The sequence below is a fragment of the Kribbella sp. NBC_01505 genome, assembly GCF_045040285.1.
Lineage (GTDB): Bacteria > Actinomycetota > Actinomycetes > Propionibacteriales > Kribbellaceae > Kribbella.
Map to the genome: position 1 here is coordinate 9,779,212 of NZ_CP109425.1, position 16,852 is coordinate 9,796,063.

Consider the following 16,852-nt stretch of genomic DNA (forward strand, 5'->3'; position numbering starts at 1 on the left):
CCATGAAGCAACGTTTGATCCTCACCGCGACGCTGGCAGCAGTCGCCGCCCTGGCCGGCTGTGCGAGCGCGGACACCACCGCCGCACCGACGGGTCCTGCCACGTTCACGCCCGCGCCGCAGGACGACGCCGCCACAGTGACCGTCTGGACCGACTCCACCCGCCTGCCCTCGGTCCAGGCGTACCAGAAGTCGCACCCGGACAAGAAGCTCAACATCGTCACGTACGACGGCAGCGCGGACGGGTCCACGTATCTGCAGACCAAGGTACAGCTGTTCGACCGGACCGGCTCGGGCTGGCCGGACGTCGTCTTCGCCGCGCCGACCGACGTCACCTGGGCCTCGGCGCCGACCGGCCCGAATGCGAAGGCCTTCGCCGCACCGCTGAACCAGGGGCTGATTCCGCAGCAGACGCTGGACAACTTCGCCAAGGGATCGCTGTCACCGTGCGAGTTCGGCGGGCAGACCTACTGCCTGCGCAACGACATCGCCCAGGTCGTCGTTTGGTACAACGCGAAACTCCTCAAGGACTTCGGGTACGCCGTACCCAAGACCTGGCAGGAATACCAGGCCCTCGGCGCGAAGGTGGCCAAGGAGCACCCCGGCTACCTGCTCGGCGCCGTCGGCGACACGAACTCCCATGACTCGTACTTCTGGTCCAGCCAGTGCCCGGCCTTCATGCTGACCGCTCCCACCACCCTGCGCACCGACCTGCAAGACCCGAACTGCACCCGGATGGCGACCCTGCTGGACTCGATGATCGCCAACGGTTCGGTGAGCAAGGAGGCGTTCTTCGGGCAGAACTTTGCCCAGAGCAAGGGTTCGAAGGTCCTGATGGCGATCGGCCCGTCGTGGTACGGGCAGTATCTGTTCAACTCCGCCTTCAAGACGCCCGCCGGTCAGATCGGCGCGGCCGCACCGCTCACCTGGGACGGCGACCCGACGGTTGCCACCGGCAACGTCGGCGGCGCGGTCTGGATGGTCTCCTCGCACACCGCGAACCTGAAGACCTCGACCGACCTGGTCAGCTGGCTCACGACCTCCGACGAGAACCAGGCCGGCGCTCCGACCTACCCCGCCTACGCCCCGGCCGCCAAGGCCTGGCTCGCGAACCCCAAGAACAGCCAGTACTTCGCCAACGACGTCACTCCGGCGTTCCAGACTGCCGCCGGCGCGATCTGGTCCGGCTGGTCCAACACCCGCTTCAGCGATTCGACCGCCTGGTCGAGCGTCGTACTGCCTGCGGTGACCGCCGGTAAGACCCTGACCGCGACACTCCCCGCGTGGCAGACCGCGATCGAGAACGAGGCGAAGGCCGCCGGCTACACGATCGCGAGCAAATGAGCCTCAAGAGTGGTCGGGCCGGCTACTTCTTCGTTTCCGGGTACGTCGTTCTCCTGCTGGCGTTCGGAATCGTACCGACCGGCTACGCCTTCTACCTTGCCTTCACCAACGATCGAGGCCAGTTCACCGGCCTCAACCAGTTCATCAAGGTCATCGGGGACTACCGCTTCGGCCCGGCGTTCGCCCACGTCGCGGTGTACCTCGTGCTCTGGCTGGCCTTGCTGCTGGTCCTGACCGTCGGCATCGCAGTGGTGCTCCGTGGCCGGATGCGGCCCGGCCTCTCGGCCATACTGCGCTTCCTGTACTACGTTCCTGGCGCGCTGGCCGGAGTTGCGAGCGTACTGGTCTGGTTGTTCATGCTCGACCCGTCGATCAGCCCGGCCTCCGGCCTTCTCCAGGCTCTGGGATTCGACACGTTCTCCCAGGTGATCGCCCCGGCGAACCTGCCGCTGGTCTTCGTGCTGATCGCGTTCTGGACCGGCGCGGGCGGCTGGATCGTCGTCATGTACGGCGCCCTGAACAACATCCCCGACGAGATCCTCGAAGCGGCCCGGATCGACGGCGCCGGCGCGTGGAAGTCGGCGCTCTTCGTCCAGATCCCGATGATCGGCCGCTGGATCGCCTACATGGCGATCCTGGCCTTCGCCGGCGGCACCCAGCTGTTCGTCGAACCGCAGATGCTGCAGACCGCCAGCCTCGGCCGGCTCGACCCGGCCTGGTCCCCCAACCAACTGGCCTACGTACTCGCCTTCCGGTACGGCGACTTCAACGGCGCGGCTGCCGTTTCGCTGATCCTGCTGGTGCTGGGTCTCGTCTGCGCCGGAGTGCTGGTACGTCGTTCCGGCTTGTTCAAGGTGGACGCATGAGCACCAACAGCACCCGGCCGACCCGCGCGCTCGGGGTCGCAGTGGTCGCCTTGCTTCTCGGACTACTGGTTGTCTTCTTCGCTCTGCCAGTAGTTTGGTTGCTGCTGGCACCCACGAAGACGGCCGCCGAGCTGGTCAGCACAGGCCCGTTCTCCTTCGGTGCCTTCGGCAACCTTTCCACCGCCTGGCGGAACCTGACCTCGTTCGAGGACGGCGTCATCTTCGTCTGGCTCAAGAACTCGGCGATCTACTCGGCCGGATCCCTCGTCCTCACCCTGGCGACCAGCGTGCCCGCAGGCTACGCCCTCGCCCTGACCAAGTTCCGCGGCCGCCGGCTGCTGCTCTCCGTCACCCTGCTCGTGATGATCATGCCGTCGGCAACCTTGGTGCTCCCGCTGTTCCTCGAGCTCAACAAACTAGGGCTGATCGGCACTGTCTGGTCGGTCGTGCTGCCGTTCTCGTTCTTCCCGTTCGGCGTCTATCTCGTCTACATCTACTTCGCCACCAGCCTGCCCACCGAGATGCTCGAAGCCGCCCGCATCGACGGCGCCGGCGAATGGCGCACCTTCACCACCATCGCCCTCCCCCTGGCCAGACCGGTGGTCGCCCTGGTCGCCTTCTTCAGCTTCGTCGGCAACTGGAACAACTTCTTCCTCCCCTACCTGGTCCTCCCCAGCAGCCAGCAGTTCCCCATCCAGGTAGGCCTCAACCAACTGCTCTCCACCACGCCGTCCTTCAACCCCGTCGCCGGCGCCGGCCTGAACATCACCAGCCCCGAACTAGCCCTCTCGATCATCATCGCCGTACTGCCCGTCCTGGTCGTCTTCCTCTTCTCCCAACGAGCCCTCGTCTCCGGAATGCTCGCCGGCGCGACCAAGGGGTGAGCCACCTATAGTGAGCTGGATGGATATCGATGCGGCGCTGGAGCGGCTGGGGATCAGCGGACCGATCGGTCCAGACCTGGCCGGTCTGCGGAAACTGCATCACGCGTGGGCGACCGCAGTGCCCTACGAGAACCTCGACATCCAGCTGGGCCGGCCGATCAGCCTGGAACCGGAGGCGCTGGTCGACAAGATCATCACACGTCGCCGGGGTGGGTTCTGTTACGAACTGAACCAGGCGTTCGCGGTGATGCTCAGGGCCGTCTGTTTCGAGGTCTCGATCATCGAGGCGGCCGTTGACCGGGAGCTGCGCGGCGAGTCAGCTTGGCGCAACCACATGCCGCTGCTGGTGACTATCGACGGCGCGACGTGGCTCAGCGACGTGGGTCTGATGGACGGATTTCTCGCACCGATCCGCCTGCGGCCCGGTGAGCACGTCGAGAGCCGGCTGACGTATTCGCTGGAACATGTCGGCGACGATCTCTGGCGCCTGCACCACCGCCCCGGCGCTGCCTTCACCACGTGCGATCTGCGATCCACTCCGCTGACGATCGAGGACTTCACCGAAGAGTGTGCCTGGCGAGCCACCGCGCCGGAATCGATGTTCGTGCAGACCCTGCTGGTCGCCCGTACGGACGTCGACGAGGCAGCGATTCTGCGGTCCCGCACCCTCACTCGGACCGGCCCGGCGGTCAGTGGCGGCAAACAGCAGCGCGTACTCGACGACGCTGACGACCTCGCCGCCGTACTGACCAAGGAGTTCGCGCTGCCGCTGGCCGAGCTCGACCTCGATGCGCTCTGGGAGCGCGCCGTGCAGCAGCACGAGTCCTGGCTGGCCTCCTAGCGCACCGGCACGCGGCTGTAGAGACCGTCCTGCTCCAGATGCCGCAGCCTCGCGTAGTCGGCGGCGATCTGGTCCGGGTCGTCCGAGATCAAGTACACGAAGCCCGGAGACGTCACGACGTCGATCGTTCGCGACAGCGGATGTCCTTCGGGGTGCGCCATCACGGTGTGCGCATACGACGGCAGTTCGCGGATGACCGCCATCGCGTCGTACGAGGGCACGACTCCCCCGTCATCGGGATTGATCAGCGACACATGGCGTGGCCGCTCGAGCAGCCGGTACGCCGTTTCCGGCAGCCGGTGGAACTCGTCCGGCTCGACCGCTGCCAGTGCCAGCAGGTCCACCTGGCTGATCCCCAGACAGCGCAGGTTGATCTCGGGAACCTGCCCGCCACCCAGCCGCGCGGCACACTCGACCAGCACCGGCCCTCGGCTGGTGAGCATCACCTCGCTGTGACCGGCCCCGTTGCGAATCTCCAGCGCGTCCAGCACCTGGTGCGTGTACTGCGCGACGCGCTGTGCGTCAGGATCATCCGGCGACTGCGGCTCGTGGTAGTCGAAGATGATGTTTCCACCCGGCAGGTGACGCTTGGAGTAGCGCCAGATCTCCGCGGTGCGGTGCTGACCGTCGCGGCTGACCGTGTTGACGAAGTACTCGGCACCGGCCAGGAACTCCTGGGCGAGTACGACGTGATTGGCCACACCGTAGCGGTCGGCGCTGCCGATGATCTTCGCGCACGCGGCCCGCACCTGCTCGGGTGAGCCGCAGACCACGACGTTGTCGGTTCCGGCGCTGGCCACCGGTTTGAGCACGATCGGCCAGTTCGCCTCGGTCGTGGCCCAGGCCACCACCTCGTCGGCGTCGCCGGAGACAATCGTGGCCGCGTGCGGCAGCCCGGCCGCGCGCAGAGCCTGCACCATCTCGTACTTGTCCCGGCGGCTCTTCGGCCGCTTCATCCCGTTGCCCGGTGTGCCCAACGCGGCCGAGAGCTGATCGGCCAGTTCCACCCCGGACTCGGCGGCCGCGATCACCTGACTGACGCCGTACTGGCGCAACGCCGCGGCGGTGGCCGTCACGTCACCGTGGTGCCGGAGGTTCTCCGTCAGCGCGGCCGTGTCCAGCGTGAGGTTCACATCCGGGGTCTCGGACTGGACGTGGATGCAATCCGCGCCAAGCTTGTTCAGCGCGGCGGGCAGGTACCGACCGGTCGAGTAGGCGTCGACCACGACGACGGGACCCGGACCCGATGGTCGCGCGGCCACGTTGCGGGCCCGGACGCCCCAGGCCACCAGGGCCACGATTCCGAGCACGCACACGATCGACAACGGCGCTACGCTCAGCCGGCCGTCGAGCAGTTGCAGCGCGATCGCGAACGCCGGACCGACGCAGACCAGCAGCGAGACAGTGATCGGCTCCGCGTGCTTCACGCCCAGCTGGAGCAGGTAGAGCGGGATGATCACCGAGATGATCGCGAGCACGATCCCTGGTACGACGGAGGCGGCGAGATGCGGCTGATCGGAGGTCGCCACGACCGTCCAGCTCACCGCGATCATCAGGAAGAAGCGCACCGACATGACCGAGCCCGGTGAGGTACCGCGCTCGCTCAGCCGCTTCGAGAAGACGATGTTGCCGGCCGAGGCGAGCCCGGACACGAGCGCGAGCACGATGCCCAGCGCCGCCTCCCGATGGCCGATCGCGCCGACCGCGCTCCGGCCGGTGATCGATCCCCAGGTCAGGACCAGGATCAGCGCGAAGATGCCGACGGCGGCGACGATCTCACCGGAGACCACCGCGGTTCCCTTGCGCAGTCGCGATCCGGCCAGCGCCAGGAACACCGGACCGATGGCGAGGCTGATGACGTTGACGATCGCCGGCTCGATGTACTTCAGCGAGAACAGCACAGTCAGCCACGCGATCGCCGTGGTGACGTTGAGGGCCGCGACATCGAGAGGCTGCCGGCGGATCGGATCCAGCACCGCGGTGCCCCGCCGGGCCACCTCCAGCCCGGCGAACGCCGTACCGGCCAGGGTGAAGGAGATCGCGCCGACCACGCCCGGGTTGAGGTCCTGGAAGACGTTGCCCGCATAGACGTTGACGACCGCCGTCATGAAGGCGAAGCCGATCACCGAGTAGACGCCGCGCGCGGCGTTCGACATCTTCTTCTCCCCGGCGGGCATCAGGCCGCCATCCGGTCGATCGCGCTGCCCAGGATCCCGAGGCCTGCCCGCAGATCGGCCGCTGAGATCAGCAACGAGGGCAGCAGTTTCACGACCTCGTCATCGGGACCGGAGGTCTCCACCAGGAGTCCGTCCTGATACGCCGCGGCGCTGACGCGCCGTGCCAGCCCGGGCTCGTCGAACTCCAGTCCCCAGAAGAGCCCACGGCCACGGTGCACGACCCCCGGATGCCGGGCGCAGATCGCGGTCAGGTACTCCGAGACGAGCTCGCTCTTCGCGGCGATCTCCTTGCTCAGGAGGTCGTCGGACCAGTACGTCCGGAGCGCGGCCGTCGCGGTCACGAAGGCCGGGTTGCTGCCCCGGAAGGTGCCGTTGTGCTCACCGGGGCTCCAGACATCGAGTTCACGGCGGAACAAGGTCAGCGCCATCGGCAGGCCGTAGCCGCTGATCGACTTCGACAGGCAGACGATGTCGGGCGTGATGCCCGCTGCCTCGAAACTGAAGAAGCCACCGGTCCGGCCGCAGCCGGCCTGAATGTCGTCGACGACGAGCAGGATGTCCCACCTCCTGCACAGCGCCGCCAGCCGCTGCAACCACGCGACGCCGGCGATGTTGACACCGCCTTCGCCCTGAACCGTCTCCACGATGACGGCCGCCGGCAAGCTGATCCCGCTGCCCGGGTCGCCGATCAGGTCGTCCAGCAGGTCGAGTCCGCAGACCCCGTGCTGCCCGAACCCGTCGTACGGGATCCGGAGCACGTGATCGAGCGGTACGCCGGCGCCCGCGCGCTTGTCAGCGTTGGCCGTCACGGCCAACGCGCCCAGGCTCACCCCGTGGAAGGAGCGGGTGAAGGCGACCACGGTCTCGCGACCGGTCACCTTCCGCGCGAGCTTCAAGGCGGCCTCGACGGCGTTGGTGCCGGTCGGTCCGGTGAACTGGACCTTGTAATCCAGGTCGCGGGGACCAAGCACCAGGTCCTGGAACGAGCGCAGGAAGTCGCTCTTCGCCTCGGTCATCATGTCCAGGCTGTGCACGATGCCGTCGGCGTTGAGGTAGTCGATCAGCGGCGCCTTCAGCAGCGGGTTCGCGTGACCGTAGTTCAACGCACCCGCACCCATGAAGAAGTCGAGGTAGACCGAGCCGTCCGCGGTGTGGATCCGGTCGCCGGAGGCGCGGGTGAACATGTCGGGCCAGCTTCTGCTGTAGACCCGCACCTCGGACTCGAGGTACGCAGCATCGGAGATCACAGTCATCAGATTTTTCAGCTCACGTAGGTCAGATAGGACTTGTAGAACGGGAAGGCGTACTTCGCGGGCACGCCGAGACCGAGTCCGAGATAGGAGACCAGGTTGTAGTAGCCGTTCTGCAGCGGTGCGCCGCTGAAGACACTCGCCATCCCCAGCCGCGCGCTCTCGGCCGTGTGCCAGTCGATGTTGAACGACATCGTCAGGCTCAGGTTGGTGACGTGGTGCAGGGTGCCCGGCGGCATGTAGAGGATCTCGCCCGGTTCGAGCACGACCGTGACCGGTGTGGTCTCCGCGGCCCGCGGGAAGGCATCGTAGTCGGGAGCGGTGGGGTCGAACCCCGCCCATCGCCAGCCGTGGGTGTAGCAGAGTTCGCGTTGCGCGGCGGGGATCAGGATGAACTGCTTGCGCCCAGCCAGGTGGAAGAACAGGTTGTTGGTCAGCAGGGTGTCGAAGTGCAGCGGCGTGATGCTGCCGGCCGGTCCCATGAAGTGCTGGGTGTAGTCGGGCCAGTTCGGCCGGTACCACTCCGGCAGCAGCTGCAGCGGGAAGGGATCGACGTCGGCCTTGAGGGCCGGGAAGTGGCCGAACAGGGGCACGTCGTGCAGGTAGCCCGGCCGCTCCGTCACGGTACCTTCGGCAACCTGTGTCTCGTGCTTGGCCAGCGACTCGAGGTAGTCCGACAGCGCGACGTACTCCCGGCGGCCGTCGGCCACGTTGCCCATCTTGACGCCCAGCTTCGTCGTGTACCCGCCGCGGCGGAAGTACTCCGGGGTCCAGTCCAGTGCCCGCCAGTCCTTGGTCAGGTTCTGGATCACCACCGGCTTGCCCTTGGCAACGAACTCGCCGTAGAAGTCCTCGCGGCCGATCGCGTCGACGCGCTCGACCGTGCTCCAGGTCGCAGTCACCACGAAACTCCGTTCAACTCGTCGAGAAGCCCGTTCGCCGTCATCCACTCGTCGTCGTACACCTTGGAGATGTAGCGGCTACCGCTGTCCGGGCACATCACCAGTACCTTGTGACCGGCCGCGGCCTGGCCTTCCTCGCGCAGCCAGTTCAGTGCTCCGGCGACGGCGCTGCCCGAGGAGACACCCGCGAAGATGCCTTCCTCCTTGAGCATCCGGCGCGTCATCGAGAAGCCCTGGTGGTCGGTCACCCGCACCACGGCGTCGATCAGGCCGAAGTCGATGTTCGCCGGCACGCAGTCCTTGCCGATGCCCTCGATCAGGTACGGCTGCGCCGGTCCGCTCTTCCCGTGCGTGTACATGTCGTAGAGGATCGAGCCGATCGGGTCGATGCCGATCACCTTGAGCGCCGGGTTCTGCTCCTTGAGGAACCGGCCGGTGCCGCACAGCGTCCCGCCCGTCCCGAGTCCGGCGACCAGTACGTCGATGTCCGGCAGCTGCCGCAGGATCTCCGGCCCGGTGTTGCGGTAGTGGTAGTCGCCGTTCGCGAGGTTGTTGTACTGGTCGATGTAGAACGAGTTCGGCTCCTTGCGCGCGATCTCGCGAGCCACCGCGCAGTAGTTCTCCGGGTTCTCCGGCGGAACCGTCGGCGTCACGACCACCTCGGCGCCGAAGGCGCGCAGTACCTTGATCTTCCCCTCGGACATCTTGTCCGGGACGGTGAACACACAGCGGTAGCCCTTCACCGCGGCGGCCATCGCGAGACCGATCCCGGTGTTTCCACCGGTCCCCTCGACCACCAGGCCGCCGGGCTTCAGCAGCCCGCGCCGCTCGGCGTCCTCGAGCAGCCACCAGCCGATCCGGTCCTTGATCGAACCGCCCGGATTGGTGAACTCCAGCTTGGCGAAGACTTCGGCGGAAGCCTCCGTGGCCACCCGGTTCAGCCGGACGACCGGGGTGTTGCCGATGGCGCCGAGCACGTTCTCATGGACAGTGCTGTTCGGCCTGGCCGCACTGTCCGGTAGGGCGGACGTGGTCTGTGTCATTGCTGGGCTCCCCGACGTACGTTGCCGGCGTGGCCGCCGGATCTGGTCTGCGTCTCCAAGTCCGCCGTCAGCCGCGGCAGCACTTGGCTCTGCCTGCTCTGCAGCTTGCGGATCAAGCTGTCCTGCGCGCGTCGTCTGTCCTCGGCCGACTTCTCCTGCGAGAACTTGAAGACGCCGTCCATGGCCGCCACCTCCAGCCGGAAGAACACGATCCGGCTGATCATGGCCAGTGCCTGCGGGCTGCGCTCGTCCAGCCGGTAGTCCGTCCCGTTGGCGTTCTCCAACTGATCGACCATCCGGACCATGTACTCGAGCTTGTCGCTCTCGTCCTTGACGAGTTCGCTGGTTCCCGTCAACCGCGCCACGGCGTAGTTCCAGGTCGGGTACTGCCGCGACTCGTACTCGACCGGCGAGATGTAGGCGTTCGGGCCCGAGAACACCGCGGTGATCCGCTGCCCGTCCAGCTGCGGCAGAAACGGGTTGTGCAGGTCCAGGTGCCCGTACAGCCAGACGCCTTGCTCTTGGCTTCGATCGAGCAACAGCGGCATGAACCCGACGTCCGAACCGTCGGCCGGGATCAGCGTCGCGAACGGGAAGTTCTCGACGAGATGGAGGATTCTGTCCTGATCGGTGGTGCGGTACTGGTCGGTCAGGTACTCAGGCATCGCTGCTGTCCGGCACCGGCACGCTGTCGAAGGTGAAGACCGACGGGCCTGGACCGTGCTCCTGCAGCTGCTTCAGCCGGCTCTTCGCCTCTTCGACCGACGGCCGTTCGGACTCGTCGACCCACCACAGCACATAGCTCGGCTCGACGATCCGCTCGAACCAGTCCAGCCGCCGCTTCAGCATCGCCCGATGGCTGGACTGGTAGACGAAGTGCTTCAGCGTCTCGACAGACTTCCAGACCGACAGGTTGAAGATGATCCGCTGGTCGTCGAACGCCCGGATGTCGGTCGCGTTGCCGGTGTCGTCGTGCAGCCGCCAGACGAATCCGTCCCAGACGTCCGCCTCGGCGTTGACCGGCTCGAGCCGTTCGACGAAGTCCTTCATCGTGGGGTGATCGAGCGACTCGCGTTCGATCGAGATATTGAACTGCGCTACGTACATGACACTCCAGAATCAGGTCGAGCTGAGCTGTGCGGCGAGGGCACGCTCGATGTCGAAGGCGCGAAAGGACAGCAAGCTGAACGAACCGGCGTCGCCGAGGCCGTGCGAGGACTCGCACAAGCCGTTGAGAACCAGTGGCGGGTCCCGGAGTTCGTCCCGCGGAACCGCCTGGTAGCTGCGGGTCACCCGCAGCGTTCCGTCCTCGTTCTTCTCGTACGAGTCGGCGATGTCGCGCAGCAGCGGATGGCAGAGCTCTTCGTTCTCCGCGGGCCCGAAGTTCCGGAAGCCGGTCGCGAGGATGACGGCGTCGACCAGGATCGTCTCCACGTCGCCGGTGTGCTGGTCCCGCAGCACGAGCTCGACACCGGCACCGCGACGGGTCGCCGCGACGACCTGCCGGTTGTTGTGCACCATGATCGACGTGTCGCCGCGCACCTTGTTCTCGTAGAGGACGAAGTACAGCTCCTTCAGAACGTCCTCGTCGACGGAGCCGTAGTTGCTCCGCAGGACCTGCTCGGTCAGCTGCTGCTTCGACTCCGGCGAGGAGTTGTAGAAGTAGTCGGTGAATTTCGGGAAAAGCAGGTCCTCGGTGAACGGGCTGGTGTCTTTCAGGACGTAGCTGAATTTCCGGAAGACACTGTGCGTCTTGGTGCCCGGCAGGCTGCCGCGCAGGTCGAGGATAATTTCGACCGAGCTCTGGCTGGAACCGATGACCGCCACCGACGTCGGCGCATTTCCGGCCTGCCATTGATCCCGGCGGCCGGTGTATTCGGTGAAATGGAACACATTGTCACCGAGCAGCGGCTGGAAGATCTCCGGAATGTTCTTCGACCGGCCCGGGGCGAACGACAGGGACCGCGCCCACAGCGATCGGGATCCGGTGTCGACCCGGACCAACCGGCGGCCCGACGGCGCCGCCGGATCGTCGCACAAGGAGATCGCGGAGACCGCCTCGGAGTAGTGCGTCTGATCCTTGAACTGATCCGCCACCCAGTTGACGTAGCGGGCGAAGTCCGACCGCGGCGGGTAGGGCGCGTCGAGGTTCAGGAAGTGGAACAACCGGTCTTCACTCTTCAGATAGCTCAGGAATCCGTACGGGCTGCAGGGATTCTTGGGCGTGATGAAAGTCCCGGAGTGGATTGTGCTGGATGTCCGAACCGTCGATGATCATCCCGGCCTGCCAGGCCGGCCCGTCATTCGCCTCGACGAAGGCCAGCGACCGCGGGCTCGAACACTCCGCGTGCGCCACCGCCAGGGCGATGTTGGCCGGGCCGAACCCGACGCCGACGGTGTCGAAGATCTCCTGCGCACCGATTCCAACCGCCGCCGGACCGGTCACCGGCAACCCCGCGAAAATGCCATCGAAATGACGCATGTAGCTGCACGCCTCACGTGAACTACCTTCCCCCATATGGAAATGAATATTCACACCCAGGGCATCACGAAGCGCACGGCGACCTGGACGTCACCGGGACATTACGTTCTGTGCTGATCGAAGTCAAGATATTTGACGCAGCCTGAAAGGTTTGCCGGAAGCTGCAATTAAACGGCTGTTCGAGGCGCGCCGCGACAAATTGACAAATCTTGACACTACCCACGTAGGGTGGCGCGGCTCCACGGCAACGAGCGGATGGGAGAGTCATGACAAGGCAGGTCGTAGTACTCGGTGCGGGAATCGTCGGTACGGCGATCGCCGAGCAGCTCAGCCGGCGACCAGGGTGCGCGGTCACCGTGGTCGACCAGCGCGGCCCGGACACGCTTCCGGGCTCGACCGGCCATGCGCCCGGGTTCGTCGGGATCCTGAGCGACGAACCGACTCTCGTCGAGTTGGCCCTGGCGAGCGTGGAGATCTACCAGAAGTTGCAGTCAGGGTTCGACCCGCTGGGAGCGGTGGAGCTCGCGACAAGCCCTACCGGCGCCGAGCGACTGGCCGCCCGCGCAGAAGCCGCCGTTGCCGCCGGCATTCCAGCAATACTGATCGATCCCGCCGACGCCGCAGCGCTGGCACCACGCATGGTCCCTCACCAGGGCATCGAGGCTGCACTTCACTTGCCTTGGGACGGCGCGGCCCACGCCAAGGTCATCACGGCCGCCCTGGCCGAACGAGCCGCGGCCGCGGGGGCCCGCTTCGTGTTCGGCAACCCGGTCACCGCGATCGAGATCCGAGGCGAACGCATCGTCGGCGTACAAGTCGGGGACGAGCAGCTACAGGCGGACGACGTGGTAATCGCCTGCGGTATCTGGGGCCCTGCAGTCTCGGCCCTCGCCGGAGTCGACCTGCCGCTGGTCCCCGTCGTACATGCCTACATCTACAGCGCCGCGCATGCCGCGACCAGGCAACCCTCACCTCTCATCCGCTGGCCCGAACACAATGTCTACACACGCGACGACGGCACCCGCTACGGCCTGGGAACCTCCAACCACGCACCCTTGATCGCGCACGACCTGACGCACCGAGCCGAGCTGCCATGGCCCGGCGGTGACTTGGACGACGCAGTCACCGCCGCCCTGAACCTGCTACCCGCCGAACACCGCTGGAGCCCAAACGAACACCTCGGCGGCGTCCTCTCCATCACCCCCGACAAGGCGCCACTCCTCGGCCCCCTCGGTCAGCTCGACGGCCTCTGGTCAGCCGAAGCAATCTGGGTCACCCACGCAGCCGGCGCCGCGAAGGCCCTGGTGGCACAGATGTTCGGCGAACCGTCCACCATCGCCTCCCTCGCCCCCGCCCGCTTCGCCGGATCCTCCCCCGAAGCCCTCCGCCGCCAAGCCACAGCCCGCTACCGCGCCTAGCCTTCGGATCAGGCGTAGGAGGCCGCCTGGGTTCGGTACATCCTGGCGTACAGGCCCGCCGCGGTCAGGAGCTCCTCGTGGGTGCCCTGCTCAACGATGCCGCCGTCGGAGAGCACAACGATGAGGTCGGCCATCCGGACCGTCGAAAAGCGGTGCGACACGAGGACCGTGATCCGCCCATCGTCTCCGCCGGCCATTTCGGCATAGCGGCCATACAGGTCGTGCTCGGCCTGCGGGTCAAGTGCGGCGGTGGGTTCGTCGAGGATCACCAGCAACGCGTCCTCGCGCATCGCTGATCGAGCCAGCGCGAGTCGCTGCCACTGACCGTGCGAGAGTTCGCTCCCGCCGTGGACCCTGCCGAGTTGGGTGTCGGCCCCTTGGGGCAGGTCCGCGACGAACTCGTCGGCGCCCGCGAGCCGCAGTGCCCTCTGTACGGCGGCCGCGTCGTCGACCGACTCCAGCCGGCCGATGCCGACCGCCTCGCGCACGGGCAACTGGAACTGGACGAAGTCCTGGAAGGCGCCGGTGTTGCGGGCGCGCCACGCCTCCAGATCCAACGCGTTCAGATCGTTGCCGTCGACAACGACCGTTCCACTCGTCGGCCGGTACATGCCGGTCAGCAGCTTGGTCAGCGTGGTCTTCCCGGCGCCGTTCGCACCCACCACGGCAAGCGTCGCCCCAGCCGGTACGTCGAGGTCGACCGACCGCAGGATCTCGCGATCCGAGCCCGGGTAGCGGAATCCGACGCCCCGCAGCGAGATCCCGGTGACCAGCCGGTCGGGCGCGGCAACCTCTCCGGAGCGTGGCTGCCGGGCCGCGTAGTCACGAAGCCATCGGTACTGCGTGGTCGCATGCCCGGCGTCGATCACCTGCGTGAACGCGTTCACGACACCGCGGATGTCGAACCGGAGCGACGTCCCCACGCTGATCAGCAACACGAGATCACCCAAGGTGGCCGCCGAAGTCGCGACCAGATGCGCCACCAGAAGCAGCGCCAGCACGTATCCGGCCGCATAGAGCAGCCATCCGGCGAGACTGATGCCGAGGGCACCGATCCGGGCCCGCAGAACCGCGCTGACGACGTACTGCCGGCTGCGATCGGCGGCCGCACCGATCACGTCACCACCTCCGGACAGGAAGACCTCCTGGCCGGTCCTGGGATCCAGGAAGAGCCGGTGCAGGGACTCTTCGTTGCGCTGGTGCTCCGCGGTGCGCTCCCGCGCACGTCCCACTCTCGCCTGCGCGACCCGGGCCGACCACAGCGGCGGGATCGCCAACGCCAGCAGCACAAGCAGGGCGGGATGAATCCCAGCCAGCAGCCACGCGGACAGACCGACCGAGATCGTCAACGCCAGCGATTCGGCCATTGCCCAGCACGAGCCGGCCAGGGCCTTGGTGTGCCGGCGAAGCATCGACAGGCGGTTGAGGTACTCGCTGCGTTCGAGGTGCTCGAGAGTGGCCAGCGTCGTCGCCGCGCCCAGCACCTCCTGGTTGAGCTGCAGATCGATCCGATCGGTCAGCACACTGGAGTAGTTGGTCCGAACCCGGTTGCCGGCCGCCTGTACGGCGTGGGCCGCCGCGCCGAGCAGACCGGCCAGCACAATCCGCCGAACGGTTCCACCGTCCGAGGAATCCACGATCCACCGTTGGCTCAAGCCGATCACGGCGACGTTCCCTGCCTGGGCCGCGATCAGGACGCCGATCAGCAGCACCACCTTGCGATCCGCCACCCAGGCGAGGCCGAGCACATGCCGAACCGTTGCCATCAGCGCCTTCATCGACCGTCCCCTGACTTCTCGCCCGCCGTCGCCGCGAACTGTGCTGCCTGCAGGGTGAAGAGCTCCGCGTACCGCCCGCCGGCCCGCAGCAGCGATTCATGGTCGCCGTCCTCCCGGATCCGGCCTCTCTCCAGCAGCACGATCCGGTCCGCGGCCCGGGTCGTCGAGAGCCGGTGCGAGATCAGGATCACGGTCGCGACGCCGGCCACTGCCCCGATCACCTCTTGGTAGAACTGGGTCTCGGCCTCCACGTCGAGGTGCGCGGTCGGTTCATCCAGTACGACGAACCGCCGGCCGTGATGGGCGGCGAACACCGCCCGGGCGATCGCCACGCGTTGCCACTGCCCCCCGGACAACTCGCTGCCGTTCGCCCACTGCCGTCCGAGGACCGTCTCGAGTCCGTTCGGCAGGTCGTCGATCAGTGACTGGGCACCGGCGCGTCGCACTGCCTGCTCGACGCCGGCCGCGTCACCGGCGTACTCGGGTGCGGCGAGCGTGATGTTCTGCCGGGCGGTCATCGGGTAGCGGTTGAAGTCCTGGAACAGCACCGCCACCCGCTGCCGCCACTCCCGCACCGTCGTTTCGTCGATCACGCGGTCGTCGGCGACCAGCCGGCCCTCGGTCGGCCGGTAGAGCCCGGCGAGCACCTTGATCAACGTGGTCTTGCCCGCGCCGTTGTGGCCGACCACGGCGAGCACCTGCCCGGACTCGAGACGGAGATCGATCCCGGACAAGGCAGGCCTGGTCGCGCCGGGATAGCTGAACCCGAGCTCCTCGATCCGCAGCGCGGTCCCTCCGGAAGGCCGCGACGGCAAACTACCGGCCGGCCGCGGCGCCGGTGCCGGTGCCGGTGCCGGGAACTCCTCGCGGATGCGGTCGAAGGCGCGGACCGCCCCCAACCCGTACTCGATGTCGAACGCCTCGTGACCCATCGCGGCGATCCGCATCACGCCCCAGGCCGCCACGAAGACCGAGACCAGCTGTGATGTCTCGAGCCGCCCGTTCAGCGCTGCGAGTCCCGGAACGACGAGCGCGGCCGCTGCCGCGAGATAGGCCAGCGAAACTGTCGGACCCTGCCGCCGCAATACGGTCAAGGCCGCTTCCCACAGGGGTTCCAGCCAGTCCCGCGCGGCCTGCGTCCGTCGCCGCACGACCCAGGCTCCGAGCCCGAACAGCCGGATCTCCTTGCCCGCGGCCGGTTCGGTGGCCAGGTCCGTCCAGTACTCGAGCCGGCGCCGGGCCCATTCCCGGGTGTCGCCGAGCGCGCTCAGACCGATCCATTGGCGCCGCACGATCGCACGCCCGGTCAGCGAGACGACCAGCAGTCCGATGCCGAGTGGCACGGAGAACCTGCAGACATACCAGGTGGCGATCAGCGCGGACACCATCCGGAACACCAGCACGAGCTGGCCGGTCGCCGCCGTACCCGGCGATCGCACTCGGTCCTGACCGATATCCGAGGCTCGCGACGCGTTGTCGGCGAACGCCGGATCCTCCAGGTGTTCGCTGTACGCCGGCGCCATGGCCAGCGCCCGGACCTCGCGGCGGACCGCACCGTCGATCTGTCCGGCCACGTAGTCCTGTCCGGCGCGCAGCGCCGCCACCACGATCTCGTCCATGGCCAGCAGGGCGGAGATCAGCACCAGGGCGGGGACCACCGCGGCCGTCGACGCGGCACCTTTGGTCTGCTCGGTCAGCAACGCCACCAACCAGCCGCTCGCCGCGGCCATCGCGGTCGGAATCACTGCTGTCACAGCGTTTCCGGCCACCAGCAGACCAGCCGCCCAGGGCCGATAGGCGAGCAGCCGAAGCAGGCGAAGACGATCGAGGACCAAGGACATCGGGGCGGACGACGCGGTCATATCCCT

15 protein-coding genes are annotated in these 16,852 nt (G+C 67.2%); 5 read left to right on the plus strand and 10 right to left on the minus strand.

Annotation, left to right across the window (positions count from 1 at the left end; translation table 11 throughout):
- The first annotated feature begins 2 nt into the window (after positions 1–2).
- Genes OG474_RS45430 through OG474_RS45445 form a run of 4 tightly spaced genes read left to right on the plus strand, consistent with a single transcriptional unit; the run spans position 3 to position 3,934 of the window.
- Complete coding sequence (locus OG474_RS45430; RefSeq protein ID WP_405059926.1) at positions 3–1,343, plus strand: ABC transporter substrate-binding protein; 1,341 nt, start codon at positions 3–5, stop codon at positions 1,341–1,343.
- Positions 1,340–2,209 carry a carbohydrate ABC transporter permease gene (locus OG474_RS45435; RefSeq protein WP_405059927.1) on the plus strand — a complete coding sequence of 290 codons (870 nt, stop codon included), beginning with the start codon at positions 1,340–1,342 and terminating at the stop codon, positions 2,207–2,209. The genes OG474_RS45430 and OG474_RS45435 overlap by 4 nt, the downstream gene beginning before the upstream one ends.
- Entirely contained in the window at positions 2,206–3,093 is an 888-nt protein-coding gene (locus OG474_RS45440) for a carbohydrate ABC transporter permease (RefSeq protein ID WP_405059928.1), read from the plus strand. Before OG474_RS45435 ends, OG474_RS45440 begins: the two co-directional genes overlap by 4 nt.
- Positions 3,094–3,112: 19 nt before the next feature.
- Entirely contained in the window at positions 3,113–3,934 is an 822-nt protein-coding gene (locus tag OG474_RS45445) for an arylamine N-acetyltransferase (protein ID WP_405059929.1), read from the plus strand.
- On the opposite strand, the gene OG474_RS45450 is transcribed toward OG474_RS45445, so the two are convergent.
- Genes OG474_RS45450 through OG474_RS45485 form a run of 8 tightly spaced genes read right to left on the minus strand, consistent with a single transcriptional unit; the run spans position 3,931 to position 11,788 of the window.
- On the minus strand, positions 3,931–6,090 hold the full coding sequence (locus OG474_RS45450) for an ATP-grasp domain-containing protein (protein WP_405059930.1): 2,160 nt from the start codon (positions 6,088–6,090) through the stop codon (positions 3,931–3,933). The genes OG474_RS45445 and OG474_RS45450 overlap by 4 nt on opposite strands.
- Positions 6,091–6,110: 20 nt before the next feature.
- Positions 6,111–7,364 (minus strand): diaminobutyrate--2-oxoglutarate transaminase, encoded by a 1,254-nt coding sequence (gene ectB / locus OG474_RS45455; protein ID WP_405059931.1) that lies wholly within the window; start codon positions 7,362–7,364, stop codon positions 6,111–6,113.
- 8 nt (positions 7,365–7,372) lie between these two features.
- Positions 7,373–8,263: a cupin-like domain-containing protein gene (locus tag OG474_RS45460; protein ID WP_405059932.1), complete on the minus strand. Its 891-nt coding sequence runs from the start codon at positions 8,261–8,263 to the stop codon at positions 7,373–7,375.
- Positions 8,260–9,306: a PLP-dependent cysteine synthase family protein gene (locus OG474_RS45465; protein ID WP_405059933.1), complete on the minus strand. Its 1,047-nt coding sequence runs from the start codon at positions 9,304–9,306 to the stop codon at positions 8,260–8,262. Before OG474_RS45465 ends, OG474_RS45460 begins: the two co-directional genes overlap by 4 nt.
- Complete coding sequence (locus tag OG474_RS45470) at positions 9,303–9,971, minus strand: FMN-binding negative transcriptional regulator (RefSeq protein WP_405059934.1); 669 nt, start codon at positions 9,969–9,971, stop codon at positions 9,303–9,305. The genes OG474_RS45465 and OG474_RS45470 overlap by 4 nt, the downstream gene beginning before the upstream one ends.
- The gene (locus OG474_RS45475) at positions 9,964–10,413 is read right to left on the minus strand and encodes a DUF3291 domain-containing protein (protein ID WP_405059935.1); all 450 of its coding nucleotides are present in this window, start codon (positions 10,411–10,413) and stop codon (positions 9,964–9,966) included. Before OG474_RS45475 ends, OG474_RS45470 begins: the two co-directional genes overlap by 8 nt.
- Positions 10,414–10,425: 12 nt before the next feature.
- On the minus strand, positions 10,426–11,553 hold the full coding sequence (locus OG474_RS45480) for a SidA/IucD/PvdA family monooxygenase (RefSeq protein ID WP_405064683.1): 1,128 nt from the start codon (positions 11,551–11,553) through the stop codon (positions 10,426–10,428).
- Positions 11,480–11,788 carry a SidA/IucD/PvdA family monooxygenase gene (locus tag OG474_RS45485; RefSeq protein ID WP_405059936.1) on the minus strand — a complete coding sequence of 103 codons (309 nt, stop codon included), beginning with the start codon at positions 11,786–11,788 and terminating at the stop codon, positions 11,480–11,482. Before OG474_RS45485 ends, OG474_RS45480 begins: the two co-directional genes overlap by 74 nt.
- Before the next feature lie 266 nt (positions 11,789–12,054).
- Here OG474_RS45485 and OG474_RS45490 point away from each other — a divergent pair, with 266 nt between their 5' ends.
- Positions 12,055–13,206, plus strand: coding sequence for an NAD(P)/FAD-dependent oxidoreductase (locus OG474_RS45490; protein ID WP_405059937.1), 1,152 nt, complete (start codon positions 12,055–12,057; stop codon positions 13,204–13,206).
- Between the two features lie 8 nt (positions 13,207–13,214).
- Here the strand turns inward: OG474_RS45490 and OG474_RS45495 are convergent, their stop codons facing one another.
- Both OG474_RS45495 and OG474_RS45500 read right to left on the minus strand, forming a co-directional pair.
- The gene (locus OG474_RS45495; RefSeq protein ID WP_405059938.1) at positions 13,215–14,984 is read right to left on the minus strand and encodes an ABC transporter ATP-binding protein; all 1,770 of its coding nucleotides are present in this window, start codon (positions 14,982–14,984) and stop codon (positions 13,215–13,217) included.
- Positions 14,981–16,846, minus strand: a complete 1,866-nt coding sequence (locus tag OG474_RS45500; RefSeq protein WP_405059939.1) for an ABC transporter ATP-binding protein — start codon at positions 16,844–16,846, stop codon at positions 14,981–14,983. Before OG474_RS45500 ends, OG474_RS45495 begins: the two co-directional genes overlap by 4 nt.
- Positions 16,847–16,852: the final 6 nt, after the last annotated feature.